The sequence below is a fragment of the Paenibacillus sp. 2KB_22 genome (genome assembly GCF_052115745.1).
In the GTDB taxonomy this organism is placed as follows: domain Bacteria; phylum Bacillota; class Bacilli; order Paenibacillales; family Paenibacillaceae; genus Paenibacillus.
Genome location: NZ_JBFRHG010000001.1, coordinates 1,101,157 through 1,128,081, shown reverse-complemented (window position 1 = coordinate 1,128,081; position 26,925 = coordinate 1,101,157). Strand labels below are relative to the sequence as shown.

Genomic DNA, 26,925 nt, shown 5'->3' with positions numbered 1-26,925 from the left:
GATAAGCATGTCTTTTCAACCGAATCCCGGGGATGAAGTGGTGATTAACGACATTGCCTATACGATTGGGCAGCATCCGGCTGCGCCGGGTCTAGCTTATGCCCAAGCCGGAAGGCAGGGGATTGTTTATCAGTTATTACCCCGAAATGGTTCCCTTCATGGGGCCAAAGCACTAAAAGTATTTTTTCCTAAATTCCGTATTCCAGCTATGGTATATCAGTCTGAGCATATGGAGTCTTATAGTGAACTGCCAGGTTTGCAGGTATGCAAGCGTGATGTGCTCACTCCGGAAAGAAACGGAGCGCTCATTGGAAAACATCCCGATCTGTTATATGCGGTGTTGATGCCATGGGTGCAAGGTCAGACCTGGTTCGATGTGATCAGTGATCAGAGACAGTTGACGGCTGAGGAGAGCCTGAAGCTGGCCAGAGCGCTTGCTGGGACGGGTTCGGCCATGGAACAACGTGGACTGGCTCATTGCGATATGTCCGCTCCCAATGTAATGATTCCGTTTTTTTCCGAAGTGGAGAACTTGGGGAAGACGTCTGCGGTAGAACTTGTGGATGTCGAGCAGATGTACGGTTCCAAGATGGATCGTCCGGATGCCCTGCTTGCCGGGTCACCCGGTTATGCAGCCCATCGAACAGTGCACAGCGGTTTGTGGAGTTCATATGCTGACCGATTTGCCGGAGCTGTTATCATTGCTGAAATGTTAAGCTGGTCGGACCCTGTGATTGTAGAGAAAGCGTGGGGCGAAAGTTATTTTGACCAGCATGAAATGCAAACGGTGAGTGAACGGTATTATGCGATGCGGGAGTCCCTAGAGAAGCGTTGGGGTTCCAGACTGTCCGATCTGTTTATTCGAGCTTGGGAAAGTCACGATCTGAGCAGCTGTCCGACATTTGGTGAGTGGTATGTTGCATTGGCTGCGGTAGACGTGGATCAGGCGAATGCGGCGGCGGCTGCGACATCGGAAGAAGAAGCTGGCAATCCGTCCGAAGCGGATGGGAATCTGAAAAAGAGCTCAGAACCAGTAAGTGAACCAGTGAATACGCAAGCGGGGAACATTCCCCAAACGCCGCACTCTCCCGATCAGGAGGCGGTTGTGAACCGTCTGTTCTTACAAGCAAGATCCTTGGAGGACGAAGATAAACCAGCTGCTGCATTGGAAGTGTATCGTTCGCTGTATCATTTCATTCCTCATAACAGCGCGATGCAGATGGAAGTGGAGGCTGCAATCAAGGAACTGGATGCCAAGCTTAATCCAAAAGAAGACACAGACAAGCCTGTACCTGTACCATTCTACAGATCCAAGAAGTTCATGATTTCTTCCGCTGTGCTTATTGTATTGCTGGCAGGTAGTGTTCCAACGGTCAAAATACTTGCCGATCAGGCAGAAGTGAAGCAGAAAGAACAGCAGGAAGCTACACGACTGGCAGAGGTCAAGGCTGCGGAAGAGGCTGAAGCTGCAAAGGCAGCTGCGATCAAACAGCAGGAAGAGCAAGAGAAGCAAAAGGCCGCAGAAGCTGCAAAACTGGATGCTGAGGAAAAGAAAAAGCTCGCTGAAGCCAAACAGGAGGAAGCTGAAGCGAAGAAAAAAGAAGAAGAACGCAAGGCATTACAGGCCAAGTATGACAAACAGGCGAAATATGAGGCCTATCTGGTGAAGCAGGAACAGCAGAAGAAAGAAGCTGCCAAGAGAGCACAGCAGGAGAAGTACGATAAACAGGCAAAATATGAAGCCTATCTGGTCTGGAAAAAAGAGAATGATGCCAAACTTGCAAGACAGGAAGCGGAGCGTAAAGCGGCAGCTGAAGTTAAACGTCAACAGGAGATTGCTCAGAAAGCCGCGCTCAAGAAAAAGCGTGCTCAGAATGTGGTTACGTTGATTGCTCATTACAATAAAACGTATAACGCACAAAAAGGCAGAAAAATTGAAAATGCGGAAGCGTATGCTCGTGATTTCAAAACTCTATACAATACCGATGCTGCTTATTTCAAAGGAGTCGGCAAAGTGGCCGCTAGAATGAGTGCCATTAACAAATTCCTGAGCAACACCAGTTATACATTGCCTAACTTATAAAGTGAACGACGGAGGTGACTCATCCTAGATGAACTACACAATTCAAGCATCACAGCGTACACCTGCACTCATTATATATTTAATTGATATTAGCGCCTCCATGAATATGGTTCTGGAAAATCGGCGGCGGATTGACGTCGTCTATGATGCCTTATCTCTCGCGATACGCCAAATGGTATTTCGGTCCACCAAGGGAAATCGTCTGACACCTCGCTATCGCATAGCCATATTGGCTTACAGCGATGATGTATATGACTTGTTGAACGGTATCAAAGGAATCGACGAGATCGCTGCAGTTGGATCTTTGCCTGACCTGACCCCGAAACGGTTCTCGGATTCTGCGAAGGCTTTCCTGCAGGCGGAAAAGATTCTCCAGGCCGAAATTCCGAATATGCAGGATTGTCCTGCACCACTTGTGTGCCACATGACCGATGGGGTAGCCACAGGTGATGATCCCGAGCCCATTGCGAAAAGAATCATGGGCATGAGTGTGCCTGATGGCAATGTGCTGGTAGAGAATATTTTTATATCGGATCATCTGCTGGAAGGGCCGATTGCTGAACCTAGAAGATGGAAGGGAATCTCTTCGGAAACAAATCTACAGGATGAGCATGGAGAAAAGCTGCGGAATATGTCATCCGTTCTGCCCGAAAGTTATCGGGAAATGCTTGTTGAAGCTGATTATTTGCTTGCACCCGGTGCACTCATGATGCTGCCAGGTACCTGTGCAGAATTGGTATCGATCGGGTTTCAGATGTCCGCTGCTACGCCTGTGAGATAGGAGGGGAATCATGAGAGCAATGCGTTTGGCAACATTGTCTGCTGGAGATAAGGGGGGCCATGCCGAGCAGCGGCATGGCAACTTTCGCTATGTGAGTGTACAGACGGGAGAACAGCCACTAACCCGCTATCAGGGCACATTTAAGTGCAGATATGGTTATGGCAGAGCGGCTGAGACGGTACATCAGGGAGATACCGGACAGGACTTTGCTGCGGTACGTATGAAAGGAAATATCTGCAATTTTGTATTGTGTGATGGGGTAGGCATGAGTTACCTGGGAGATTTTGCAGCGCGTTTTCTGGGGAATGCTTTGTTGGATTGGTTGGAAACGACGCAACACCCGACAGAAGAGGGAGTGGAGCGTCTTCTCCATGATCTAACCCTTCCTGCATCTCAGCAATTGGAGAAATTACAGCCACTGGAAAGTTCGCCTTTGCTGCTGCGTGAAGTGTTGATGGAAAAGCGAAGTCGGGGCAGTCAGGCCATGTATGTGTGTGGACGGATTGAACTTACGGGAGGCGGTCGCAAAAGTCGGGTGTGGCTTGCGTGGCAAGGAGATTCCCGTATTCGCTTGTGGCGTAATGGCCAGGAAGATTCTGAATTCTTTCAGACTCACTGTAAGACAAATGAGCGTTGGTCTACACTTGAAGGCTCTGTTGGTGGTAAGCCACACATCTACGAGACAAAAGGGTCCGCAAACGATTCACTGCGTCTTCAGTTATATACGGATGGATTAAACGACTTGGATGCGATTCAGGCCTATGTCCCCGATGAACACATTCAGGTACTGCTGGATGCTACACATACCGGCGGTCTTGAAGATGATGCCGCTTTCATTGAGCTGGAATGGTGAACGCCGGATAGCAAGTTGTGGATCGAACCGGACGATGCGGTGACTTTGTTGTAGTCCAAACGTGAAAAAACTTGTTGGTGTTGATTTAAAAGACACTCTTTTTGGGTAATCTTGTGAAGAATTGGCTAATGAAAGCTTGAACGTACATTCTTACATAATTGCTAAAATGAAGGAGTGGAATGGATAATGACACAACATAACGGCAAGTCACGGTTTCAAGGCAAGGTTGCGATTATTACCGGAGCAGGCTCCGGTATTGGGAAGGCTACTGCGGTTAAGCTGGCTAAAGAGGGTGCACATGTTGCATTGTTTGATCTGGTGAATGATCGAATCTCGGAAACGGAAGCAGAGATTAATGCGCAGCACCCGGGTGCGGCAAGAGCGTTTGATGTAGACATTTCCGACCCGGCACGTGTGGAAAAGGCTGTACTGGAAACCGTTGAGTTATTCGGTGGTTTGGATATCGTTTTTGCCAATGCGGGTATTAACGGTGTATCGGCACCCATTGAGGAGATTCAGGTTGAAGATTGGCAGCAGATTATTACAACCAACCTGAACGGTACATTTTTCACCATTAAATATGCATTGCCTCACGTGAAAAAACGGGGTGGCGGCAGTATTATCATTACGAGTTCGATTAACGGTAATCAACGCTTCTCAAGCTTTGGTATGTCAGCTTATAGCACGTCCAAGGCAGGGCAGGTTGCTTTTGCCAAGATGGCTGCGCTTGAGCTGGCGAAGTTCAAGATACGTGTGAACGTGATCTGCCCAGGAGCGATTGCGACGAATATCGATCAAAGTACGGTCAAAACGGATGATCTGCAACAGATCATTATTCCGATGGAGTTCCCGGAAGGACAACAGCCGCTTGCGGACGGGCCGGGTCAGCCGGAACATGTTGCCGATCTGGTAAGTTTCCTAGCATCGTCCGAATCCAGACATATTACCGGAGCAGAGATCGTCATTGATGGTGCCGAGTCATTGCTCAGTTAAGTGAGCATTCTGGATTAATTTTAGATAAGTAAGTGTGTCTGGGATAGTCGTTCCTCCGGAACGGCTTTTTTTGTTATAATGCTAACATTCGAATAGAGATACTGAAGAGCGATAGGGTACATTCATTAGGAGCGATTATATGCATATAGAGTTACCGATACAAGAGGTTATTCCTGAGTTAAGACAGTTATTTCGGGATCAAGATACAGGTGTGTTAATTGCAGAGCCGGGGGCGGGAAAAACAACTGTTGTACCGCTGGCTTTGCTGGACGAGCCATGGGTTGCGGGACGGAAGATCATGATGTTGGAACCTCGAAGGCTGGCTGCGCGTTCGGCTGCATCGAGACTGGCGGCTACGCTAGGGGAAAAGGCGGGTCAGACTGTAGGATATCGTGTACGCATGGATACCCGGGTGAGTCAGGCGACGCGTATTGAAGTTGTGACGGAAGGGGTATTGACCCGGATGTTGCAGCAGGACCAGGGTCTTGAGGATACAGCGATGATTATATTCGATGAATTCCATGAGCGTCACCTACATGGGGATTTGGGTTTGGCTCTGGCATTGGAATCCCGAGCGATGTTACGTCCAGATCTGAAATTGCTGGTGATGTCGGCGACCCTTGATCCAGATCCTGTCTGTTCATTGCTTGGCGAAGGTACAAGATCCATTCATTGTCCGGGACGTACGTTTCCGGTGGAAACACGATATGTGCCAAGACCAGCAGCCATGCCACTGGAACAGTTCACGGCTCAGATGGTGAAGAGGGCGTTAGCCGAACAGGAGGGGGACGTGCTTGTTTTTCTTCCTGGCGCAAAAGAGATACATCGTACAGAACGGGAGTTATGGAATGCTTCGCTGCCTGCACATGTGAACGTGCATTCCCTTTATGGCAGCATGCCCGTGGAACAACAGGATGAGGTTATACGTCCGGCGGCTGAGGGCTGGCGGAAAGTGGTGTTGTCCACCTCGATTGCGGAATCCAGCCTCACCCTCACTGGAGTGAAGATTGTGGTGGATGCAGGGCTGAGCCGAGCATCGGCATTCTCGCCGCGTACGGGCATGAGCCGGCTTGTCACCCTGCCGGTGTCCAAGGCGTCAGCCGATCAACGGCGGGGTCGTGCGGGGCGAATTGCCCCGGGGGTGTGTTACCGGCTGTGGAGCGAGGAGGTTCATGGGGGACTGCCTGAGGCAGCTCGCCCGGAGATCACCTCCGCGGACCTTGCGCCGCTGGCGCTGGAGCTTGCCGTCTGGGGTGTCCAGTCCCCAGCAGAGCTGCAATGGCTGGACACCCCGCCTGACGCCGCCTACGGCCAGGCACAGGCGCTGCTGCGCCAGCTGGGCGGCCTGGATGACGCAGGCCGCATCACGCCCTTCGGGCGGTGGATGAACACGCTCGGCGTGCATCCGCGACTGGCCAGCATGTTGCTCCGCGCGGCGGAGCTTGGGCTGGCCAGCTACGCCAGCATGCTGGCGGCACTGCTGCAGGAGCCTGCTGGCCTCCGCAGCAGTGGCAGTGCAGGCGCGGGCACGGACATGCGCCCGCGCGTAGAGGCGCTGCTGACCGCGGACAGCAGCGGTATGCCGCAAGCGGCAGCGGCTGTCGCAGACGGCGCGGCCGTGCGGCGCATGCTCCAGGAGAGCCGCCAGCTGCGCTCGGCGCTCGACCCGGCGGCCGATCCGGTGCAGCCGGATGAAGACAGCTGCGGATTGCTGCTGTCCTTCGCCTATCCGGACCGGATCGGGCAACGCCGGGAGGACGGCCGCTATCTGCTGAGCAGCGGCCGCGGCGTACGGCTCGCAGCGACAGAATCGCTGAGCCGTTCAGCGTATCTGGTCGCAGCCGAGGCAGACGACCAGGGCGCAGATGCGCGCATCCTGCTGGCTGCGCCGTTGCAGGAGCAGACATTGTTACAGGCAGGTCAGCACCTGCTGCACCATGAAGTGCAAGTGGCCTGGGATTCCAATACCCGCAGCGTGCGAGCACATAAGAGACTTCGTATTGGAGCCCTTGTGATGAAAGAGAGCAGTATTACACAACCACCTGAAGATCAGGTGCTTGAAGCACTGTTAGCCGGAATACGGATGGAGGGGCTGGATTGTCTGCCATGGACCAAAACGTCCAGACAACTTGCGGACAGGCTGCGGTTCCTGCATATCCATCTATCTGAGTGGCCTGACCTGATCGAAGATGATCTGACCGAAGAGTTGGCAGAACATCTTACCCCTTATCTGACAGGCATGCGATCGGCAGCCGACCTCAAGAGATTGTCGATGCAAGATGTACTGCTTGGAGGTCTGAGCTGGGCGCAACGACAAGAACTGGACGATGAAGCTCCGACGCATATACAGGTACCCAGTGGATCGCGTATTCCCGTGGACTACAGCCGTCCCGAGGCTCCTGCTCTAGCGGTGAGATTACAGGAGATGTTTGGACAACAGGAGACACCGCGTATAGCTGGTGGGCGAGTCCCAGTGACCATCCACCTGTTATCGCCGGCTCAGCGACCTGTACAGGTCACACGAGATTTGGCCAATTTCTGGCGTGAGACCTACTTTGACGTCAAAAAAGATCTGAAAGGACGTTATCCGAAGCATTACTGGCCGGATAATCCACTTGAAGCAGTGGCCACCAATCGGGCCAAACCACGGGGGAAATAGATGAATGATTTCGTTTTTTTCAAAATCAATGATTAGGTTCACAAAGGGCGCGTTATCAGGGTTAGAATCCGCTTTACAACGGTCTGTTTTGTAACAGATCGAATCATTCTCTACTTCCAAGAATTATCCTCTAACCAGGACGTGTCTCCAAACTCGCTGAAGTGCATATTTTACTGCCTTTACGCCCTTGCTACGTCACTTTGCATTTTCGACTGCTGCGTCATTTTCGCTTGGCGTGCCTCGGTTCGCTTACGGCAAACTTCCGGCATGGAATGAAAATTCAGTGAAATCTGCTTCTTTAGAGGTTTGAAGGCACGCCTCAGAGCGTAACTTCAACCCTGCCGAAAGCCGGAGCATAAATGGACGTGCGTGGAGCCAAACAACATGGAGCGGAGCGCTAATGAATCTGTGACGTCTTATTCAGTGATTTGAAACGCCCGCAGCAATCTAAGGAATCTGAAAACACGCTATAGTTGAATAACCAGCAATTCATTGCTATCAACACATACTATATTGACGTGCAAGCGTTTGAAAGAAACTTAGGCGGGTAATAACATAGCGAACCACTCAATAAGATGAGGAGGAATTCACTATGCAGAAGAAAATCGTAGGTGTGTTTAATACAGAACGTGAAGCATCGCAGGCTATCGAGGGTCTGAAAGCACAAGGATTCACTTCAGACGAGATCTCCGTTGTTACGCAAGATCGGGATGAATTGAAGGCGATTCGGGAAGAGACAGGTACAAAAGCCCCTGAAGGTGTGGCTGCGGGTGCAGCAACAGGTGGTGTACTTGGTGGCGTAGCCGGACTGCTCGCAGGTATCGGTGCATTGGCTATACCCGGCATAGGTCCTATTTTGGCCGCAGGCCCCATTGCAGCAGCATTTACCGGTGCAGCTGTGGGTGCAGGAGCTGGCGGATTGGTGGGTGGCCTGGTAGGTCTAGGTATTCCGGAAGAGGATGCTAAACAGTATGAGGAGTATGTACAGAATGGAAAAATTTTGCTGCTTGTAGACTCTACCGACCGAGACACTGATGTGTACGATGTGTTTAGCAGTAATAGCCAACTTAATCGGGATAGAGCTCAAGTTCATGGTACAGATGTACCTGCTGAACGACCGGATCTGGATATGGAAGAACGCAGATTGGAAGCCCAAACCAAGGCAGCGCGATTGGGTAACAATACATTCTTGTAATCTTGCCACATTCGGTTGATATGAAATAGAATCTAATGACTTTATATCTGTAAAATGGAATGACATATATGATCCACCAAGATGGTCATTAGCCGGTTTCCTTATGGGATGCCGGCTTTTGTCCCTGTGTTGCATGTTTGAGTCAATAATGGCGGGTGGTGTTTTTACGCAGTCAGACAGGGAATAACAATACATAGAGCAGTACAGCCAAAGCGAGTCCAATCACCAGTAGCATTATCGTGAGAAAACGAATTAATCCGGTCGACGCCTGAAAGGTTTGTTCATTGATTTGTGTACGCTTTCGATGATAGGCTGCTGCCGAATACACAATGATGGATATACCGCCAAACAGAGATGTGATCCCGCTAATAATGGCGGCAATATGTGCAAGACGATCGTACGCCGAGGAATTGAAGCCGAATCCGGCTGCAAGAAAGCCGATGCCTGCCATGGCAATACCGGTGCGTACCCAGGCCAGAAAAGTTCGCTCGTTAGCCAGGTGCTGTTGGACATATTTTGAATCGGTAGTGGTTACGTCTTGGTCTGTTCTAGAAATGTGAATCACCCCGCTCATTAAGTTATACGGCTTCATTGTACTTTGTTTTTATTGCAAAACCAAGAAAGGACGGCTGAATGTATGCCTCGCAAAGAACGAATTACAGAAATAGAGAGTTTAAGGGGAATCGCCTTTGCCGCAGTGGTTCTCCAGCATTCCATCGCACATTACTCTATAGTCCCGGAAACGAGACTGGAGGATGGCGTGTTACTGGCTATACTGCTGATGCTCTCCAAATTTGCAGTTCCTTTATTCATATTCATAACAGGTATGGTGCTGTTTTATAACACGGGAGACAAGCTGCACTATGGTCAGTTCATGAGAAAAAGAGTAAATGACGTCATCGTGCCTTATCTGATTTGGTCACTCATTTATTTTACACTTGCACCGCGTGGCTGGAGCGGATTTGGATGGAATGATATCCCCGATCTAGGGTTGAAGTTGATTACTGGTAAAACGACTTCACACTTTTGGTACATTATTATGCTGATCCAGTTTTATCTGTTATTTCCGCTCTTCTTGCGTGCAATTCGTTATGTATATAACCGATATGAGGCCAAGGGGCGTCTGATTGCTCTGCTCATTTCGGGCGTGGTGTATCTTGTGCTTGCGGATCAATTAAGAAACATCGCCAAGTTCATGGAACGGCTGAATATCCCGGTACTGACAGATGCTTTTACAACGTATGCCGACCGCAATTTCCTCTATTTCTTTATTTATTTTGTGCTTGGTGCAGCAGCGGGGTTATCCGTGCATCACTGGAATGAATGGATTCATCGGTTACGCTGGGTATACTGGATGGTGTTTATCGTTCTGGGACTTCGGTTTACATATTTATTAATGCTGGAGTTTCAGAAGCCGGAGGGAATCAAAATTACATTTTACACAGTCAGTCTGATTCGCCCTGATATGGCACTCTTTCTGATCGCTTCCATTATGGTCATGTACCAGTTGGCCGGGAAACTGCATAATCTCAGGGCTACACGATTGCTCGGATGGATTGGTGGTGTATCGTATGGCGGTTATCTGATGCATATGTTGATGCTGCGGTACAGCTATATTCCGGATGAATTGTTCTATGTTGCGATGGGCTGGAACCCTGTCGTTCGCATGATCATTACCTGGTTGCTCGCTCTTGCATTATCCTGTGTACTGACATGGCTCATCTCTCGTGTAAGCTGGGGGAAATGGATTGTGGGAACCGTGCCAAAAACTGTCCACAACAAATGAATCCATCAACATATGAAAAATTCACAACAGATTCGTAGCTGCACACGATTGTACAGGGTATATGCCGGTACAGAAATACAGGATTCAGTAATAAAGGCAACAGAGAACTCAGTAATACAGGCTACACAGGATTCAATAATAAAGGCAACACAGAAATCATTAATACAGGTCTCTCAGGATTCGTGTATGCAGGATACAGGATTCAGGAGTACAGATGTAACAGCCTTTGCTCAGTCTTATGATTAAATTCGATTGAACGAATCGTTGAGTTTCTGAAATAAAACAAACTTTTGAGTATAAATTAAAATTTCAATACATGAAAAATTCACAATAGAAAACCTTTTCCCGTGCTTCCATCAGGTTAACGCGTATCCACACGATTTTTTGCTCGCCTCCTTTGAAGGTGGATAAAAGGAAGGTAATACGGAGAAAGATGGCAGAACCCGAACATAAGTTTTATAATACTAGATATATAGGTCCTGACAGGAGGGGAATGAACGTGGCTTTTATGATTGCACAGCGGGCATTTATCAAGCTGTATCTAATTACGATGGTTGAACAGCACAGGGGATATGGTTACGAAATGCTGGAGGCGATGAAGCAGGAATTCAAAGACTACGGTTATGTTCCACCCCAGAGCGAGGTATATCGGGCACTGCATGAATTGGTACAGCAGGGGGTATTTTATCGCACGAAGAAGCTGAAGGGCAATGATCCCAAGGTCGATTTTCAGGAAATCGTTCTATATCATTTCACGGATGATGGTGCGGAGAAGGCTGAGCTATACAAGAAACAGGTCAAAACGGATCTGGATCGTTGTCTCGGCATGTTACACAAGGCAGAAGAGGACAATTACGGTACGAAAGGAAGATGAGCATGAACAGACAGTTACAGTGGGGGGTACTCGGTACGTCAACCATTGCCAAAAATGCAGTCATTCCGGCGATCCAGCAGTCCGAACGCGGTGAGGTTTTGGCGATTGCCAGCCGCAGCAAAGAAAAGGCGGAATCCCTTGCCGAAGAACTCGGCATTGCCAGATCGTATGGCAGTTATGAAGAGCTCATCGCCGATCCGGACATTGAAGCCGTCTATATTCCTTTGCCTAACCATATGCACAAAGAATGGACCATCAAAGCGGCACAGGCTGGCAAACACGTGTTGTGTGAGAAACCAGCTGCCCTGAATGCAGATGAATCGGCAGAAATGATTGAGGCGTGTGAGCAGCATGGCGTTCTTTTTGCAGAAGCGATAATGTATCGATATCATCCCAAACACAGACGTGTGCAAGAGATTATAGCCAGCGGGGAGATTGGCACCGTCAGAGCGATCCATGGCAACTTTACCTGTAATACCGCTGATGATAAGGAAAATGTGAGGTTCAAACGAGAGATGGGTGGCGGATCATTATTTGATCTTGGCGTATATCCGATCTCGGCTGCCCGGATGTATCTGGGTCAGGAACCGGAAGCGGTGACCGTACACGCTCTATTCTCGGAGGAGCATGATGGCGTGGATATGATGGCTTCGGGTCTGGTAGAATTTCCGAATTCGGTCGCTTTGACTTTTGACTGTGGCATGTGGGCTTCAGGACGAGCGGAGATGGAGATTCTCGGGACAGAGGGGCGGATTGAACTGCCAAAAGTGTTTGGCTGGGAGAACAGCGATATTCCACCTCAGATTATTGTACACACAGATTCGGTTAGCCGTGAGGAGCGTGTATCGGTGTCGAATTCCTATGTGCTTCAGGTGGAGACGTTTGCAACGGCTGTGCTTGATGGAGCAGCCCTACCTTTCAGTCCGGAAAATACCATTCAAAACATGCGCGTTATTGATGCGTGCCTGGAATCAGCTAGAACGCGTCAACGTGTACAGTTGATTGATTAGGTCAGGTCCTTTTAAACATACTAGAAACTACAGACTCCATCTTCAGGGATGAGAGTCTGTTTTCTGTCTCAAAATGTTATAATTATAATATTTTACAATTTAAACATTCTAATTTGATATTTCTACCAAATTGATGTGATATAAATAGTCATGAGATGACTTGTTTACTATAATCTAGCAGAACGTACAACTAGACAGTTACAGCTTACAGTACGTATATCGTGACAACGTTCATCTACTTTGAAGGATTGGGAGGCCGGATTGATGAAAAAGTTGATATCGACCGCTTTACTGGCATTCTTGTTAACGTTCGTTTTCTTCACAGGTTCACAGTTCACCCCAGCCCCACAGCAGAAAGCATCTGCTGCAACATGTACTATCATCAATACATTTACCGGTGTGGCTAACTATTTGAGTGCAAACGGAACGTTGCCATGTAACTTTATTACCAAATCACAGGCCACAGGACTCGGCTGGGTAGCGTCACAAGGAAACTTGGCTGTAGTGGCTCCTGGGAAAAGCATCGGAGGAGACATATTTGGCAATCGGGAGGGGCTTCTGCCTTCGGCCAGCGGACGTACATGGCGCGAAGCAGATATTAACTATACTTCTGGCTTCCGTAATTCGGATCGGATTGTGTACTCCAATGATGGACTCATTTACAAAACGACAGATCACTATGCATCATTTACACGCATGAAATAGAGGAAGGAGCAGTCATGAACACCGTGATTCTGGATGGAGAAGACTTTGCCAGTAGCGCTGAACTTCATCAGCAATTAAAGGATAAGCTGAAGCTGCCGGATTTTTATGGCGGTAATCTCGACGCTCTGTGGGACTGCTTGACGGGCACGATTGAACTTCCACTAGAGCTAAAATGGACCAACTACGGAATCAGCGAAGACCGACTGGGGAATGAAGCAGGACGGGTACGCGATTTGATGTTGGAGGTACAGGCGGAACAGCCTGGATTTATATTGCGTGTTGAGAAGTAGCAGCAAATAAAGGCAGTTTAAATACATTCAATCCAGCCGAGCAGACCACATGTGGTCTGCTTTTTTTGTGGTTTAGGAGGTGTCATAAATTTCTTGTGTTGATTGCGAAAACATTAGAAGGAGATTAAGAAAAAGTAACGAGTCTTACTTAACGTTAAAATTATTTTCACGAAGGTATTGATTTCTGCATAAGTTACGTTAAAATAAAATTAACATGAAAAATATTTTAACGTTAGGGAGTGGAAAGTCATGAATGATAGCACAGCCGTTGGTAAGCAAGGTATAGGGGAATTAATACGAATCAGGCCTTATATGCAGTTTATGCTCAGTAAAGTTGTATCCCGATTTGGTGATTCCATTGATTCGATTGCATACAGCTGGATGGTGTACATTCTGACCGGTTCAAAAGTGCTGATGGGTACTTTGCTGGCAGTGAATTTTTTGCCGAGTATCTTTCTGGGTCTGTTCGCCGGGGCTTTAGTAGATCGCATGTCTCTCAAAAGAGTAATCGTGATTACGAATACCGGCCGGGGGTTGTTCGTAGGTATTACAGCGCTGCTGTTTGGATTGGGTCAACTTGAAGTCTGGCATCTGTTTGTCATTACCATTCTGAATTCTTTGCTGGAGTGCTTCACTATTCCTGCCGAAGTGTCCAGTGTGCCGAGACTGCTTCCCCCATCGATGCTGCTTTCGGGTAATGCCATGTCTTCTTCCGCAACCCGAGTGGCCGAACTCGCAGGACTTGCAGTAGCTGGTGCACTCATTGCTTCAATAGGCATTGCCTGGACGATCCTGATTGATGCGGGTTTGTTTGCGCTAAGTGCTTTAATGATGAGCCGAGTTGGATATCCTGAATATTCTGCTAACAATGAAAATAAAACATTATCTGAATTGAATTCTGTTCCATCCGATAAACGTAGTATATTCTCCGAAATGGCGGAAGCTTTTTATTTTCTCCGTAAACATGCCTTATTGTTGATCGTCTCCATGTTGTTTGCCTTCGTTAATTTCTGCCTGATGCCGTTCAATGTTCTTCGTACGCCCTATGTCATTGAAACGTTGCATGCTGGTGCCGGGGGATTAAGTCTGCTCAGTGGGCTGATGGTAGGAGGCATGGTGCTTGGTGGGGTGTGGATGGCGCAAAGGGGTGCCAATTATCGTAAAAGTGTTCTGGTCATCAGCGGTGTTGTTATGTTGGGTCTCAGTTATGCCATGACGGCACTCCCGGCTTATATGACGTCCTTTCAACTGCCTGTTGCAGCAGTCTTTTGTCTTCTGATGGGAATGGGTATACCACTGGCTACGACCCCTCTGGCTACGTATCTGATGGAGGTTACCCCTTCCGAGATGCTAGGCAGAGTGTATGCTCTTCAGAGTATGCTCGTCGTGAGTGTCGCACCACTTGGAAGCCTGGTTTCGGGAGCACTTGCAGATTGGATGAGCATGCCTGTTCTGTTTATCGTTTTCGGTATTATGCTTGCCATGTCAGCAGGTATGCTGTTATTTAGCAAAAGTTTTCGGAGTGCTCTATGAGGTACATTCAGAAGCGACCATTGGCCGATTTTCTGTATCAAGTCATTTCCGACTCGTTTTGACCGAAGCCCTGACGCAGCGGTATAATAGAGTTATTGATGGACAACAGGTACCCCGGAAATGAGGATACAGGAATGGAGCACAAGGTTCTTTCAACCATTGAAGAAATTAAAATCTACTCCGATCCGTATCGGATACAGATTATGAATATGTTTAACAGGCAGGGCAGACCATCCACTGTCAAAGAAATCGCCGACCAGATGGGTGAGGTGCCAGCCAAAGTGCACTATCATGTAAAAAAGCTGGAGAAAATTGGTCTGCTGACGATCGTTTCCACGCGTGAGATTAATGGCATTATCGCAAAATACTACGAACCATACTCCGGAGAAATCCATCTTCGTCATGAAGATGAAGACAATGAAAACTCACCACTGAAACAGGTGTTTCGGTCTGAAACACTCAAATTATTAAATGAGATGTTCGAACAGAGTCGTCAGCGGTTCATGCATCAGGCGGAAAACGAAGATCGGATGTTTCTCTCGGACATCACGTTGTATGCTACTCGAGACGAGGTAGAGGAATTATATAAGAACATTATAAAACTCTGTGAACCCTATACAACGAAAGAGAATCACCGAGGGGAAGATGAGGTCTTTCAGTTATTCTCTGCCCTCTCTAAACCTATAGTGAAAATACCTGCTTCTAAGACAGATGCAAAAGAGAAAAAGAAAGCTACGTCTGGTACGGGCGAATCAACTCCGAAAAAGTCTCGATCTCGATCTGTTTCTAAGCGGCAGGAATCTGCATCATCTGATCTTGAATCAGAAGAATAAACGGACGGCATACATGTGTTCAGTGTTAACTATAACTTGAATACAAGTAAAAGGCTTATGTGCTAGACATGTTGGAGATAACAAGAAAAAGCCGCCATAGGCGGCTTTTTAATGCGTGATAAGAGGGAATAACGGTCGTGTGTTGTGCATTGTATTGCATTAATTCCAACATGAATTTCAATGAAGACGCATAACCGTTTCAGTTCAATATCACATTACATGTTCTCATCATAGTCTTTTACATCACGTTTGGCAGCGGTTGCGGGTGAATTGGAAGTACCGTATTCTTCGACCGCTTCCCAAGCATCTGCGTTGTCGAACTTGCCGGCGTTCTGCTGTCTTCCTTCGCCAGCACCACTCGGGGGCATGGTCATCACTTCTTCTTCTACGGGCCGATCATTGCTGATCTCCCGATTAGGCGTGTCATCAATACAGTAGGCGGTATATGGGATAGCTTCAAGTCGTTCGAAGGGAATATCTTTTCCGCACGTTACACAGGTTCCGTATGTACCTTGCTCCATACGTTCCAATGCGTCGTTCACTTGATTGAATTCGTCTGTTAATGTATCGTCGATCGCCAGATCACGGCTACGTTCAAATGTTTCCGTACCAGCATCTGCCGGATGATTATCATAGGAGGACAGCTCACCGGTTGAATCTTTCAGCGACTGAGCCGGAGCACCGTCTTCCATGCTGGATTCAAAATGACGCTGCAAGTTTTCACGCTGCTCCAAAAGGGCCTTTTTCAGTTCTTGGTGTTGATCTTTGGTTAATGTACTCATATAAAACACGCTCCTTTTCCCGTTGTGGGGTGTAGTGAGTCTTTACCCGAATTGCATGAAAAGCAATCATTTTTGTGAGGAATAGGGCCGTAGCGTTTTATATCTGACGAATTATGTGTTATAAAAAATAGAGAGAGAAAATGCCGCATGTTCTTCACTGGGTAAAGGGACCACGGCTTGGCTTATAATGGAGGTTGTCAATATGGATGAACATATGAAACGAAGATTGGATAAACAGAAACAATTGTTCAAACAATTGGGAGTGCAGCTAGATGCGTTATCGATTCATGAAAAACAATTCAATTATAAACTTCGTGGTTATGATCCGGATGAGGTAGATGCTTATCTTGACTTGGTCATCAAAGATTACGAACGTTTTTATGCCAATATTGCAGATCTGATGGACAAATGGCAAGAACAGCAGTTAACGATTCGAGATCTCAAGTCGTCCGCGAAACCGGTGGAAGATCCAACCAAGATTGATCGCAAACAGCTGGATGATATTGTGAAACAACTGGAATATAGTGTGCGACAACTCAAGATCAGGGCACGTCCCGAGAAGGATCTGTTCTCTGAATAAAACCAGCATGACTAGGATTATATTAAATAAAGGTGGTTAATCATGAGTACTCATTTTTCGGTCAGTGTGCATTGTTTGTTGTTATTGTCACTCAGCGCGCCTGAACGAATCACGTCTGCACATATTGCAGGTAGCGTGAATACCAACCCTGTCGTCGTCAGACGTATACTGGGCGGGCTGAAAAAGGCAGGATTAGTGAACTCTTCTCCTGGAACAAGAGGCTTCTACTTAGCGAAGCCATCAAGTGAAATCACATTAGACATGATCTATCAGGCTGCGAAGGACGAAGGTCCATTGTTTCCGATTCACGGCAATTGTAACCCGGATTGTGAAGTGGGCTTGCATATAGACAGCCTCTTGACCAACCTGTATCAGGTTGCGGAGTCCAAGGTGGAGCAGTTCTTCGCATCCATTACCCTTGAAGATATGGAACGTTCCAGTTCCCAGATGTTAGCTGTCCCATCGCAGTCAGAGTAGATTGTAGTCAGAGGTAAAGGAAAGGTGGGTTGTTATATGAAAATTGTAGTCATCTCCGACACGCATTGTTCACGTAAATCACGGAAGTTACCGGCTAGGCTCGTTGATGTACTTGCGAGTGCCGATCTTATTCTTCATGCGGGTGACTGGTCGGATTGGAGCGTATATCCATTGCTTAGCGAGTATGCGCCTGTTGAAGGGGTAGCTGGTAATACGGACCCGTCCGAAATCGCTGAAAAACTGGGGTATTCCCGCATTGTTGAAGTGGAAGGACTTCGTCTGGGTCTTGTGCACGGTCATCTCGGGTCAAAGGGTACGGAGCAGAATGCAATTCATACCTTTGCAGGCCAGCATGTGGATGCTGTGATCTACGGACACTCACACATCCCGGTGATGCACACTGTTGACAACACGCTGGTATTTAATCCGGGGTCGCCTACGGATAAACGTTTTCAGAAGCAATACTCATTTGGTATCATGACAATAGAGCAAGGTAAGATACAGGCTGAACACGTGTTCTTTGATCGGGATTAGTCAAATTTGTTCGGATTGTAAATTGGACGAGTACGAAAGTCAGAAACAGAACCGGAATCTGCTATTGAAGTTGCGATTGGATAATGGATAGGAACCTTTTCTTAGAATTTCACCTGATATAGTTATTGTACAAGGCATCTTTGAACAGAATTGAATTCTGTTCCAGGGATGTCTTTTTGATATGAATCTTATCATTCTCTGGAGAAGTTATCTCTGAATGGGGAATATGCTCTGTTCGTTATCTGTCATTCATCTGTTGGCGTTTTCCCCTATGGTGACGTTCAGTGGAGTGATACAATGCCTTTACGACATAAAATGAATACGTTTACATAAGGAGATGGAGCATGATGAAACTGTCTGTATTCACTGTGGCTACCCCTGATCTGAATGCAGAGGAATTGGCATCGGCTGCGGCAGCAGCGGGGATTGATGGTATTGAGTGGAGATTTCGTGGAATTCCTGAAGAGGCAATGTCCGAAGAGCCGTCTTATTGGAGAAATAATCGATGCTCGGTAGATCCGGACCGTTGGCAGGAACAGGTTCCTGTTTTTCGTGAAGCAGCGTTAGGGCAAGGTCGGAAATCCATTGCACTTGTGCCGTATCTGAACTGTGGAGATCTAGCTGCCACCGAGCAGGCGTTTCAGGCTGCGGCTGGGTTGGAAGCATCTATGATGCGTGTGGGTGTTCCTGGATATGATCGCAAGACCCGTTATCCTGAGTTGTATCGTAAAGCCGTTGATTACCTGAGTGAAGTACAGGATTTGGCCAAACAGTACAACATCAAGGCGATTGTAGAGACACATCACCAGACGATTGCACCGACGGCATCGCTGGCCTATCGGCTTGTGCAATCGCTCGACCCGCAGCATGTGGGTGTATTGTACGATCCAGGCAATATGGTGCATGAAGGATATGAGAATCATCGGATGGGACTTGAGTTGCTGGGGCCTTATCTGGCTCATGTACATGTAAAAAATGCTGGATGGTTTGAAGCAAAAGGGAAAGATTCGCAAACGGCTAATATGACTGAGAAGAGTAGCGGATTGGCTCTGAATACAGCCTGGAAATGTCAATGGACCCCCCTGACTGAAGGCATGGTCGATTGGGTACAGATGGTGCGGGATCTTCGTGCCGTCGGGTATGACGGATATTACGGAATAGAGGACTTTAGTGGTGCGTTGGAATCCAAGGCGATGTTACAGCATTTTGCAGACGTTTTCGCCGAAATTGAGTGTCGTGTGGACGAGGAGGAGCAGTCATGAGTATCGTACGAGTAGCGGTGATTGGTATTGGAAACATGGGAGCAGCTCATGCCAGAACATTGGTTGCCGGAGAAGTACCCGGTGCAGAGCTGGTCGCCGTATGTGATGTAAGAAGAGAAATGGAGAGCTGGGTATCGAGTCATCTTCCGGCTACGGTCACCTATTGGCAGGATGCAGAGCAGATGATGGCTTCGGGTACGATTGATGCGGTCATTATTGCAACGCCGCACTATGATCATCCGGAACAGGCCATTCAGGCTTTCCAGCATGGCTTGCATGTCATGATTGAGAAGCCTGCCGGTGTATATACGAAACAGGTACGCAAGATGAATGAAGCAGCCGCAGCCAGCGGTAAAGTCTTTTCCATGATGTATAACCAGCGGACCAACCCACTCTACATTAAACTAAGAGATTTGATCGCTTCGGGGGAACTGGGCGAGGTACGGCGTACCAACTGGATTATTACGAACTGGTACCGATCCCAGAGTTACTATGATTCCGGCGGCTGGCGGGCAACTTGGGCAGGGGAAGGTGGCGGTGTACTGATTAACCAAGACCCGCACCAACTGGATCTGTGGCAGTGGACCATCGGCATGATGCCGGTACGAATGCGTGCTTTCTGTTCGTTTGGCAAGTATCGGAACATTGAAGTGGAAGATGATGTAACCGCTTATGTGGAGTATGAAAATGGAGCAACAGGTGTTTTTGTAACGACTACTGGCGAAGCACCAGGTACGAACCGATTTGAGGTCAACGGAGACCGGGGTAAAATTGTCATCGAAGATGGAAAACTTACGTTCTGGCGACTTCGGGAATCTGAGCCGGAATTCAATCAGCGGTTTACCGGAGGTTTTGGACAGCCGGAATGCTGGAAATGCGAGATTCCAATTACAGGTGTGGAAACGGGGCATCCGGGTCTGATTCGTAACTGGGTGGATGCGATTCGTACAGGCGCACCACTTATTGCTCCCGGTGAGGATGGTATTCACGGATTAACATTGTCGAATGCGATGTTGCTGTCTACATGGACGGATAATTGGGTGGATCTGCCGATCGATGAGGATCTGTTCTATGAGCATCTGCAGGAACGCATTGCTGGATCAACGACGAAGAAAGACAAGGCATTCAGTGGCAGTCAACCTGCTGATCTGAGTCAGACGTTTAAATGAAGACAGTGTATTAGACGAAAAACGAATTCATTGTAATGAACATTTTATAATAAGGATGGGATGACATGGCTAAAGACGGGATGTTCTATGCACCGAAAAGTGTCACAAAAGAGGTCGTATGTGGTCCGGGTGAGTTCACCATTGCTGCTGTTGCGCTGGATCATGGGCACATCTACGGCATGGTTGGGGGATTGTTGGAGGCAGGGGCTACCCTCAAATGGGTATATGATCCAGACCCGGCGAAGGTAGCGGCATTTCAGAAGCAGTTCCCACAGGCTCAAGTTGCCGGATCTGAAGCTGAAGTGCTTGCAGATGATGAGGTGTTATTGGTGGCGAGTGCAGCGATCACTTCAGATCGTGCACCGCTTGGCATGAGAGTTCTGGCCGCAGGCAAGGATTATTTTACAGACAAAGCCCCGTTTACCACGCTGGAGCAATTAAAGCTTGCACGAGAAGAAGTGAAGCGAACAGGTAAAAAGTACATGGTGTATTACAGTGAAAGACTGCATGTAGAAAGTGCGATCTACGCAGGACAGCTCATTGAACAAGGGGCAATCGGCAAAGTCGTGCAAGTTATGGGTACTGGTCCGCATCGCTTAAATGCCGGAGGAAGACCCGACTGGTTCTTCAAGCATGAGCAGTATGGCGGCATTCTCTGTGATATCGGGAGTCACCAGATCGAACAATTTCTGACGTTTGCATCATGTACGGACGCTGAGGTAGGGTTCAGTCGTGTGCATAACTTCAATCACCCACAGTTCCCGGAATTGGAAGACTTCGGCGAAGCTTCGCTGATTGGTGACAACGGAGCGTCCGGTTACTTCCGAGTGGACTGGTTCACACCGAATGGTCTGGGCACATGGGGCGATGGACGTACAGTTATTCTGGGAACGGACGGTTATATCGAGCTGCGCAAGTATATCGACATCGCAAGAGAGCCAGAAGGTGATCAGGTGTATCTGGTCAATCATGAAGGGGAGTACCGCTACAATGTAAAAGGCAAGGTCGGTTACCCGTTCTTTGGCCAACTCATTCGTGATTGTCTGGACCGCACCGAGACAGCCATGACGCAGGAACATGCCTTCAAAGCGGCAGAACTCTGCCTGATTGCACAACATAAAGCGATGAGCGAGCGCGTGGTGTGGAGTAGCGGAACGAAGTAAAGGCTTTAGGTTAAGGGGAGCAAAAGGAGCAAACTCAGATCACTGAAGAATATCGTTAATTCTTCTATTGGTGAGTGAGGAAAGAGCAGCCCGGGTGTAAACTGCATCCTACGTGTTAGTTATGGCTAACATATAGGACAGTTTACTCGGACTGCTTTTTTGAGTACGTTGGTGACTTCGCAGATGGATTATTATGGGTTATATTATATGTAGTTCGGATATTCGTTAGAAAGAGAGGTATTTACGAAGTTCGTAGATATGATGTTATACGACAGAATTAATAAATAGAAAAATCTTGAAAAGGAACTCTTGTTCTCTTTTTTAGTAGGTGCTAGAATATATTTGAAATCAAATTATGATAATGGAGGTGAATTTTCATGGCGGTTAAACATATTCCAACAAATATTGTGCACAGTGGAAGTAAAGGTGGAACTACTGGATGTGGCACGAATACCAATGAACATTCGGATCATTGGATGAGTACTGGTGCAATTGTTACTTGCAATAAAAATGGTTGTAAGAACTAAAAACGATAAAACAATGACTGCCTACGATGAGTGTTAGGGCAGTCATTGTTTTAAACTGAAGAAGATGAATAATAAAGGTATATTCGAGAAGAGATTTCTAGTCGTATAACATAATATCCAAGCACCGAATCCTTGTGGCCTTGGTCTGCTGGATGGATTTCCAAGAGGTACATCGGCAGAGAATCCCGTTGGAGTTATTAATACAGGAACGTTATAGAATAGAATCAAATGAAAAGAGAGCCGTTTGGCTTTCAATTAGAATTTATATTTAATTCATTATGTAATTGAAGGGCATCTTTAAAACCTTGTAAGTAGATTTCACGTTCTAGAATTGTTTGAACTGAGAGGTCTGCATCATCGTAAAGAAATAGAGTTTTATGCATATCCTGAGGTAGAAGTTCATGTAACTGTTTGAAGTAAAGATTTCGCTCAGAAGAGAATTGATTGTAAATAGTGTTGTTCTTGAGAAGGTCACTATATAAGGCTTCAATTCGGTTACGTATCAACGAATCAAGTAAGACTTCTAAAGAATTGTACAAAAATGATCACCATCCATTATATTTTATTTTGCGAACAAAAGTTTAACTTGTTGAATATTATTTTATCATAATGAAAATTATAGTCAAGACATATCAAAGATATTTTTGATTAAAAAAATATATTTTCATATAATTAAAGAAAAATTTAATTTGGATACAAAGGAGTACCAGATGATAAGTTATAAACCATTCCAAAAATTATTGATTGACAGGGAGATTAAGAAACAAGATTTATTAAGAATGACGGGAATTTCATCGGCAACGATGGCAAAGCTCAACACAAATGAGTATGTATCTTTAGAAGTCATTGATAAATTATGTACGGCATTGGAATGCCAACCTGGAGATCTTTTGGAACATCTAACAGACCAATGAAAGAATAGAATGTAAGAGGATGTTGGTTAACTCGAAGATTCGATTCCGCTGTAAAACATAATATTCAAGCTGCAGCTTCTTTAGAGCTTTGGTCTTGTGGAAGCGTTTCAGCAGACACATCCGACTTCGTCGGACGTCTTGAATACAACAACGTAAGACGAAATTTATTGAGGAGAGAAAATATGAAAAGAAGACCCTCACGAAATGCTGAATGTCCATGTGGAAGTGAAAAGAAATTCAAAAAATGTTGTATTAATAAAAATTTCAGTTGGATTTTAGATGATGACGGCATTTATAAACGTTCAATACCTATCAAAGATCCAGATATGATTGCAGCTATGGAGGAACATGAGAAAAGATTCATTGAGATATATGGTAGAGAACCAAAGGACGACGACCTTTTCTTCTATGATCAATATGTATCACCAATGGATGAATATGAAGTTGAAAACATGACGGTGAAATTATTAGAAGAAATAAACGCAGACCCAGCATTTATCTATGCCTATAAAAAGACTGGTAGATTAGTAGTCAAAGAGTACGAAGGGAATTTAACTGATGCAGAGTTAAGTGAATGGCGTAGTGCCTTGGCAGAGTACTATGATTTGAATGAGGAACTTCAATTTGAAGAAGTTGTATCAGATAGTGAGCAAAATAGTTTACTGGTAGAATTTGAATCTGCACTCTACTTGTTTGGAATGATCATTGCAAAGTATGACCAAGTTAAGGGGATAGACCTCACTCATAATGATTTTATTATGTTTTGTGTCACTAAATCGTTTAAGACCTTTAAATCTATTCAAGTTCAATTAAAAGCCGGACTGATTGAAGATTCACTCAATCTATTAAGATCGGTTTATGAAAACTATGTTAACATAATATATGTTTTAAATTATCCCGAAAGATTAGATGATTTGGTGGCAGCAAGAATCGGTATGGAAGAAGGAACCCACCAGTATTTAATTCATAGTAATGGTAAGTTTGATAAGAGGACTATCGTTGATAAAGTAACTGGGCAACAATATATAGGTCATATCTCTAATTATTCAATGGCCACTGCAAGTCCCTATAAAGAGGATATTTTTATCTTTGATAAATTGTATGAAAAACTATCGAGATTCACTCATCCAAACATATTAGTTTCTAAGCACTATATAAGTAACGAAAAATTTAATCCTCACCATCGGGGCAAATCTGACGATGCAATTATACTTTCTATATTTATTAGCATACTTCTGTTAGAGCAACTGCTGGCTATCAACGCAGACGAACAAATGCAACAAGATATAAGAAACCGTCTAGTAAAAATGAAAAATATTATTACAGAAATATTTAGTGATTTTGTTACTGAAGAAGATGAGAAGTATATTCTTGAAAAATCAATTTATGAAAGAGTCAATAATATTGGGTGAACTCGATGAGGATCCAATAAACTTCGTCCAACAACATTTTTACGCTTTTGCCCATTCTGCTCTCGGTCCGGCCTGATGAAGAAAAGATATGGATGATTTTAGTCGGACACATCTTATCCCTAAGATAAGAGCTATCTAAGGGGAAAGGTGTCGTGAACACAAGAACGTTATATGACAGAATCAAATGAAAAGAGAGCCGTTTGGCTCTAATTAGAATTTATATTTAATTCGTTATGTAATTGAAGAATTTCTTTAAAACCCTTGCAAGTAGATTTCACGAATGCTAACCTGGAGATCTTTTGGAACATCTAACAGACCAATGAAAGAACAGAGTATAAGAGGATGTTGGTTAACTCGAAGATGTGATTCCGTCGTATAACATAATATTCAAGCTGCGGCTCCTCTGGAGCCTTGGTCTGCTGGATGAATTCTGTGGAAGCATTTCAGCAGACAACCCCTTCGGGGATCGTGAATACAGGAACGTTATCAGAAATTCATGAAGAGCAGGAGGACATTATGAATGATAGTGAAGTCATGCAATATCACTATGAAGAACTCATAAAAACATTGATTACCTTATCGTCACCTTCCTATAAACAAATTGAGATTATGGGATACGGATGTGTTGGAGACGAAATGCTAATGGAATTCGAATGGCATTATAGAGATCAAAAGGCTGCGCTGCAGGCCTCCAATTTATTTGACGAAAAAGAACTGGATTGTCTGAATCGTTATAGTGAGTTTTTACAAGTATCTATCAAAGATCAGAAGTCCGATTTTTTCTGTGATTCTAATGAATTGAGTAATAACTTAATGTGGGAGAAGATAAGGAAGGAGAGTAAAACCTTATTAAGTGAATTGGGAATGGAAGAACTAGATATCATTTTTGAAAGAGAAGTTAAAACCGAACAGGATCGTAAAGGGAAGAAGCTCATAATAGAATCAATTAAAACAAAAATAACAAAAAAAGAATTTGAGTGATAAGCTACGAGGTCATGAACTTCTGATAACATAATATTCACGCTGCGGGCATACGCCCTTGGTCCGGCATTCGCCGGACACTCGACATATGTCGGGTCGTGAATACAGGAATGTTATATGTAATAGGCCTAGAGCATTAAATAACAAGCAAGGGGAGATCCAATGAAGAATTGGATAGAAATAAATGAAAAAGAAGAAAATGAAATATGGGATAAGATATATAATGATTTGAAATTTAAGCCCAGTGTTCATCCTAATGAGTGGCCTAGCTTACAGATAAGTGCTCCATATATAAAATATGATGTTAGTGATATATATAAGGATAATAAGTACGAAGAATTATATAAGGACTTAGAAGAAAAAATGGAAAATATCTTTGTTGAATGTACTAAAGAGAATGAGTACGTTTTAGCGCTTGATTGGCAGCATCGGTGTTACTATTTTAATCCAAGAATAGAGAGCATAAGAGATGAATTTGGAGAATGGCCAGTGCCTATTTTTCCGAATGGTGATTATTATTTCTTTATACAGAAAGAATTCAAATGGGGATTTTTGGGTCATCCCTGGGAGAAATCGATAAGTATATTTGGAGAAGAACTAATTCAAAGTATTGAACAAAAGAAACCGAAATTATTAAAAAAAATTGTTGATAAAAACTTTTGATTGTGAGTGTTGCTTCGAAGCGGCCTACTACATATAACATCATATCCACGCTTCGGAGCTTGCCGGCTCCTCGGTCCGCTCGAAGGGGAATGGCAGGGGAGTGGAATCAGGCGGACACATCCATACCGACTAACCGCATCGCGGCCGGCTCCTGGCGGAGCCTTAAGTCGGTGGGACGTCGTGGATACAGGAACGTTAGATGAAAGATCGGCAGTATCCTAAAAACATAAAATGAAATGAAAGAGGAACAAGTATGACATTGATAGGACTTATAAGGCATGGAGTAACAGATTGGAATTATGAATACAGGGCACAGGGACAAGTCGATATACCTTTAAATGATGAGGGACGAAGACAAGCTGAATTACTATCTAAGAGAATGGAGAACGAGGAGTGGGATTATATTTATTCAAGTGACTTATCTAGAGCATTCGAAACAGCAGAAATTATAGGAAGGATTAAGAATGTTGAAGTGAAAACTGACCCACGATTAAGAGAAATGAACTGCGGTCTTATTGAGGGAACAACTGAACAAGATAGAGTAAGTAAGTGGGGATACGGATGGTCCAAACTAGATCTTGGTATAGAACCAAATGCTGAGATAATCACAAGAGGAATGAAGTGCCTAATGGACATTTCTGAAAGGCACCCCGACAAAAAAATATTGATAATAAGTCATGGAGCACTAATTGGACTGACTTTAAAGAAACTAATTCCGCACATTGATACAGAAGAACATCTCCATAATACATCGGTAACAATTTTAAATAAAGACCAATTCAGATGGGATTGTGAACTATATAATTGTATTAATCACTTAAACGTTGAAAATTTGAATAGCTAATCCGAAGAAGGCCAATCAATCA

28 protein-coding genes are annotated in these 26,925 nt (G+C 45.6%); 25 read left to right on the top strand and 3 right to left on the bottom strand.

The annotated features are described in order from the left end of the window. Positions 1 to 7 precede the first annotated feature (7 nt). The 6 genes from AB4111_RS04740 (at position 8) to AB4111_RS04715 (ending at position 8,564) form a co-directional block, all read left to right on the top strand. Entirely contained in the window at positions 8 to 2,083 is a 2,076-nt protein-coding gene (locus AB4111_RS04740; protein WP_442030680.1) for a hypothetical protein, read from the top strand. Between the two features lie 28 nt (positions 2,084 to 2,111). Next, complete coding sequence (locus AB4111_RS04735) at positions 2,112 to 2,864, top strand: vWA domain-containing protein (RefSeq protein ID WP_442030679.1); 753 nt, start codon at positions 2,112 to 2,114, stop codon at positions 2,862 to 2,864. Positions 2,865 to 2,874: 10 nt separating this feature from the next. After that, on the top strand, positions 2,875 to 3,717 hold the full coding sequence (locus AB4111_RS04730) for a hypothetical protein (protein ID WP_442030678.1): 843 nt from the start codon (positions 2,875 to 2,877) through the stop codon (positions 3,715 to 3,717). Between the two features lie 186 nt (positions 3,718 to 3,903). Then, complete coding sequence (locus AB4111_RS04725; protein ID WP_253433993.1) at positions 3,904 to 4,710, top strand: SDR family oxidoreductase; 807 nt, start codon at positions 3,904 to 3,906, stop codon at positions 4,708 to 4,710. 139 nt (positions 4,711 to 4,849) lie between these two features. Beyond that, a complete protein-coding gene (gene hrpB / locus AB4111_RS04720; RefSeq protein WP_442030677.1) occupies positions 4,850 to 7,369 on the top strand; it encodes an ATP-dependent helicase HrpB in 2,520 nt (839 codons plus the stop codon). Positions 7,370 to 7,961: 592 nt separating this feature from the next. Further along, positions 7,962 to 8,564, top strand: coding sequence for a general stress protein (locus tag AB4111_RS04715; RefSeq protein ID WP_421888676.1), 603 nt, complete (start codon positions 7,962 to 7,964; stop codon positions 8,562 to 8,564). A 172-nt stretch (positions 8,565 to 8,736) separates the two neighbouring features. On the opposite strand, the gene AB4111_RS04710 is transcribed toward AB4111_RS04715, so the two are convergent. Continuing rightward, complete coding sequence (locus tag AB4111_RS04710; protein WP_442030676.1) at positions 8,737 to 9,138, bottom strand: YidH family protein; 402 nt, start codon at positions 9,136 to 9,138, stop codon at positions 8,737 to 8,739. A 63-nt stretch (positions 9,139 to 9,201) separates the two neighbouring features. Between AB4111_RS04710 and AB4111_RS04705 the strand changes: the two genes are divergently transcribed. From AB4111_RS04705 to AB4111_RS04675, 7 genes are all read left to right on the top strand, one after another. Then, a complete protein-coding gene (locus tag AB4111_RS04705) occupies positions 9,202 to 10,350 on the top strand; it encodes an acyltransferase (protein WP_442030675.1) in 1,149 nt (382 codons plus the stop codon). Between the two features lie 499 nt (positions 10,351 to 10,849). Next, entirely contained in the window at positions 10,850 to 11,224 is a 375-nt protein-coding gene (locus tag AB4111_RS04700; protein ID WP_036609188.1) for a helix-turn-helix transcriptional regulator, read from the top strand. 2 nt (positions 11,225 to 11,226) lie between these two features. Beyond that, the gene (locus AB4111_RS04695; RefSeq protein WP_442030674.1) at positions 11,227 to 12,234 is read left to right on the top strand and encodes a Gfo/Idh/MocA family protein; all 1,008 of its coding nucleotides are present in this window, start codon (positions 11,227 to 11,229) and stop codon (positions 12,232 to 12,234) included. Positions 12,235 to 12,498: 264 nt separating this feature from the next. Then, a complete protein-coding gene (locus AB4111_RS04690; RefSeq protein ID WP_253434009.1) occupies positions 12,499 to 12,939 on the top strand; it encodes a ribonuclease in 441 nt (146 codons plus the stop codon). Positions 12,940 to 12,953: 14 nt separating this feature from the next. Then, positions 12,954 to 13,229: a barstar family protein gene (locus AB4111_RS04685; protein ID WP_253434011.1), complete on the top strand. Its 276-nt coding sequence runs from the start codon at positions 12,954 to 12,956 to the stop codon at positions 13,227 to 13,229. Between the two features lie 249 nt (positions 13,230 to 13,478). Next, a complete protein-coding gene (locus AB4111_RS04680; RefSeq protein WP_442030673.1) occupies positions 13,479 to 14,762 on the top strand; it encodes an MFS transporter in 1,284 nt (427 codons plus the stop codon). A 134-nt stretch (positions 14,763 to 14,896) separates the two neighbouring features. Beyond that, on the top strand, positions 14,897 to 15,595 hold the full coding sequence (locus AB4111_RS04675) for an ArsR/SmtB family transcription factor (protein ID WP_442030672.1): 699 nt from the start codon (positions 14,897 to 14,899) through the stop codon (positions 15,593 to 15,595). Positions 15,596 to 15,810: 215 nt separating this feature from the next. Here the strand turns inward: AB4111_RS04675 and AB4111_RS04670 are convergent, their stop codons facing one another. Next, entirely contained in the window at positions 15,811 to 16,377 is a 567-nt protein-coding gene (locus AB4111_RS04670; protein WP_253434019.1) for a TraR/DksA C4-type zinc finger protein, read from the bottom strand. Between the two features lie 202 nt (positions 16,378 to 16,579). Here AB4111_RS04670 and AB4111_RS04665 point away from each other — a divergent pair, with 202 nt between their 5' ends. From AB4111_RS04665 to AB4111_RS04635, 7 genes are all read left to right on the top strand, one after another. Beyond that, positions 16,580 to 16,957 carry a DivIVA domain-containing protein gene (locus AB4111_RS04665; RefSeq protein WP_253434023.1) on the top strand — a complete coding sequence of 126 codons (378 nt, stop codon included), beginning with the start codon at positions 16,580 to 16,582 and terminating at the stop codon, positions 16,955 to 16,957. Positions 16,958 to 16,999: 42 nt separating this feature from the next. Then, the gene (locus tag AB4111_RS04660; RefSeq protein WP_149846528.1) at positions 17,000 to 17,434 is read left to right on the top strand and encodes an Rrf2 family transcriptional regulator; all 435 of its coding nucleotides are present in this window, start codon (positions 17,000 to 17,002) and stop codon (positions 17,432 to 17,434) included. A gap of 36 nt (positions 17,435 to 17,470) precedes the next feature. Next, on the top strand, positions 17,471 to 17,968 hold the full coding sequence (locus tag AB4111_RS04655) for a metallophosphoesterase family protein (protein WP_442030671.1): 498 nt from the start codon (positions 17,471 to 17,473) through the stop codon (positions 17,966 to 17,968). Positions 17,969 to 18,315: 347 nt separating this feature from the next. Further along, positions 18,316 to 19,230, top strand: a complete 915-nt coding sequence (locus AB4111_RS04650) for a sugar phosphate isomerase/epimerase family protein (RefSeq protein WP_442031579.1) — start codon at positions 18,316 to 18,318, stop codon at positions 19,228 to 19,230. Then, positions 19,227 to 20,399 carry a Gfo/Idh/MocA family protein gene (locus AB4111_RS04645; RefSeq protein WP_076330735.1) on the top strand — a complete coding sequence of 391 codons (1,173 nt, stop codon included), beginning with the start codon at positions 19,227 to 19,229 and terminating at the stop codon, positions 20,397 to 20,399. Before AB4111_RS04650 ends, AB4111_RS04645 begins: the two co-directional genes overlap by 4 nt. Positions 20,400 to 20,464: 65 nt before the next feature. Next, positions 20,465 to 21,562: a Gfo/Idh/MocA family protein gene (locus AB4111_RS04640; protein WP_442030670.1), complete on the top strand. Its 1,098-nt coding sequence runs from the start codon at positions 20,465 to 20,467 to the stop codon at positions 21,560 to 21,562. 377 nt (positions 21,563 to 21,939) lie between these two features. After that, complete coding sequence (locus AB4111_RS04635; RefSeq protein ID WP_442030669.1) at positions 21,940 to 22,089, top strand: hypothetical protein; 150 nt, start codon at positions 21,940 to 21,942, stop codon at positions 22,087 to 22,089. A gap of 251 nt (positions 22,090 to 22,340) precedes the next feature. Here the strand turns inward: AB4111_RS04635 and AB4111_RS04630 are convergent, their stop codons facing one another. After that, positions 22,341 to 22,628 (bottom strand): hypothetical protein, encoded by a 288-nt coding sequence (locus tag AB4111_RS04630; protein ID WP_244988569.1) that lies wholly within the window; start codon positions 22,626 to 22,628, stop codon positions 22,341 to 22,343. Between the two features lie 171 nt (positions 22,629 to 22,799). Between AB4111_RS04630 and AB4111_RS04625 the strand changes: the two genes are divergently transcribed. From AB4111_RS04625 to AB4111_RS04605, 5 genes are all read left to right on the top strand, one after another. Then, positions 22,800 to 23,003: a helix-turn-helix domain-containing protein gene (locus AB4111_RS04625; RefSeq protein WP_211085345.1), complete on the top strand. Its 204-nt coding sequence runs from the start codon at positions 22,800 to 22,802 to the stop codon at positions 23,001 to 23,003. A 182-nt stretch (positions 23,004 to 23,185) separates the two neighbouring features. Further along, the gene (locus tag AB4111_RS04620) at positions 23,186 to 24,415 is read left to right on the top strand and encodes a DUF5677 domain-containing protein (RefSeq protein ID WP_442030668.1); all 1,230 of its coding nucleotides are present in this window, start codon (positions 23,186 to 23,188) and stop codon (positions 24,413 to 24,415) included. A 432-nt stretch (positions 24,416 to 24,847) separates the two neighbouring features. Continuing rightward, a complete protein-coding gene (locus AB4111_RS04615; RefSeq protein WP_442030667.1) occupies positions 24,848 to 25,396 on the top strand; it encodes a hypothetical protein in 549 nt (182 codons plus the stop codon). Between the two features lie 162 nt (positions 25,397 to 25,558). Continuing rightward, a complete protein-coding gene (locus AB4111_RS04610; RefSeq protein WP_442030666.1) occupies positions 25,559 to 26,059 on the top strand; it encodes a DUF2716 domain-containing protein in 501 nt (166 codons plus the stop codon). Positions 26,060 to 26,312: 253 nt separating this feature from the next. Then, positions 26,313 to 26,903 carry a histidine phosphatase family protein gene (locus tag AB4111_RS04605; RefSeq protein WP_442030665.1) on the top strand — a complete coding sequence of 197 codons (591 nt, stop codon included), beginning with the start codon at positions 26,313 to 26,315 and terminating at the stop codon, positions 26,901 to 26,903. Positions 26,904 to 26,925 lie beyond the last annotated feature (22 nt).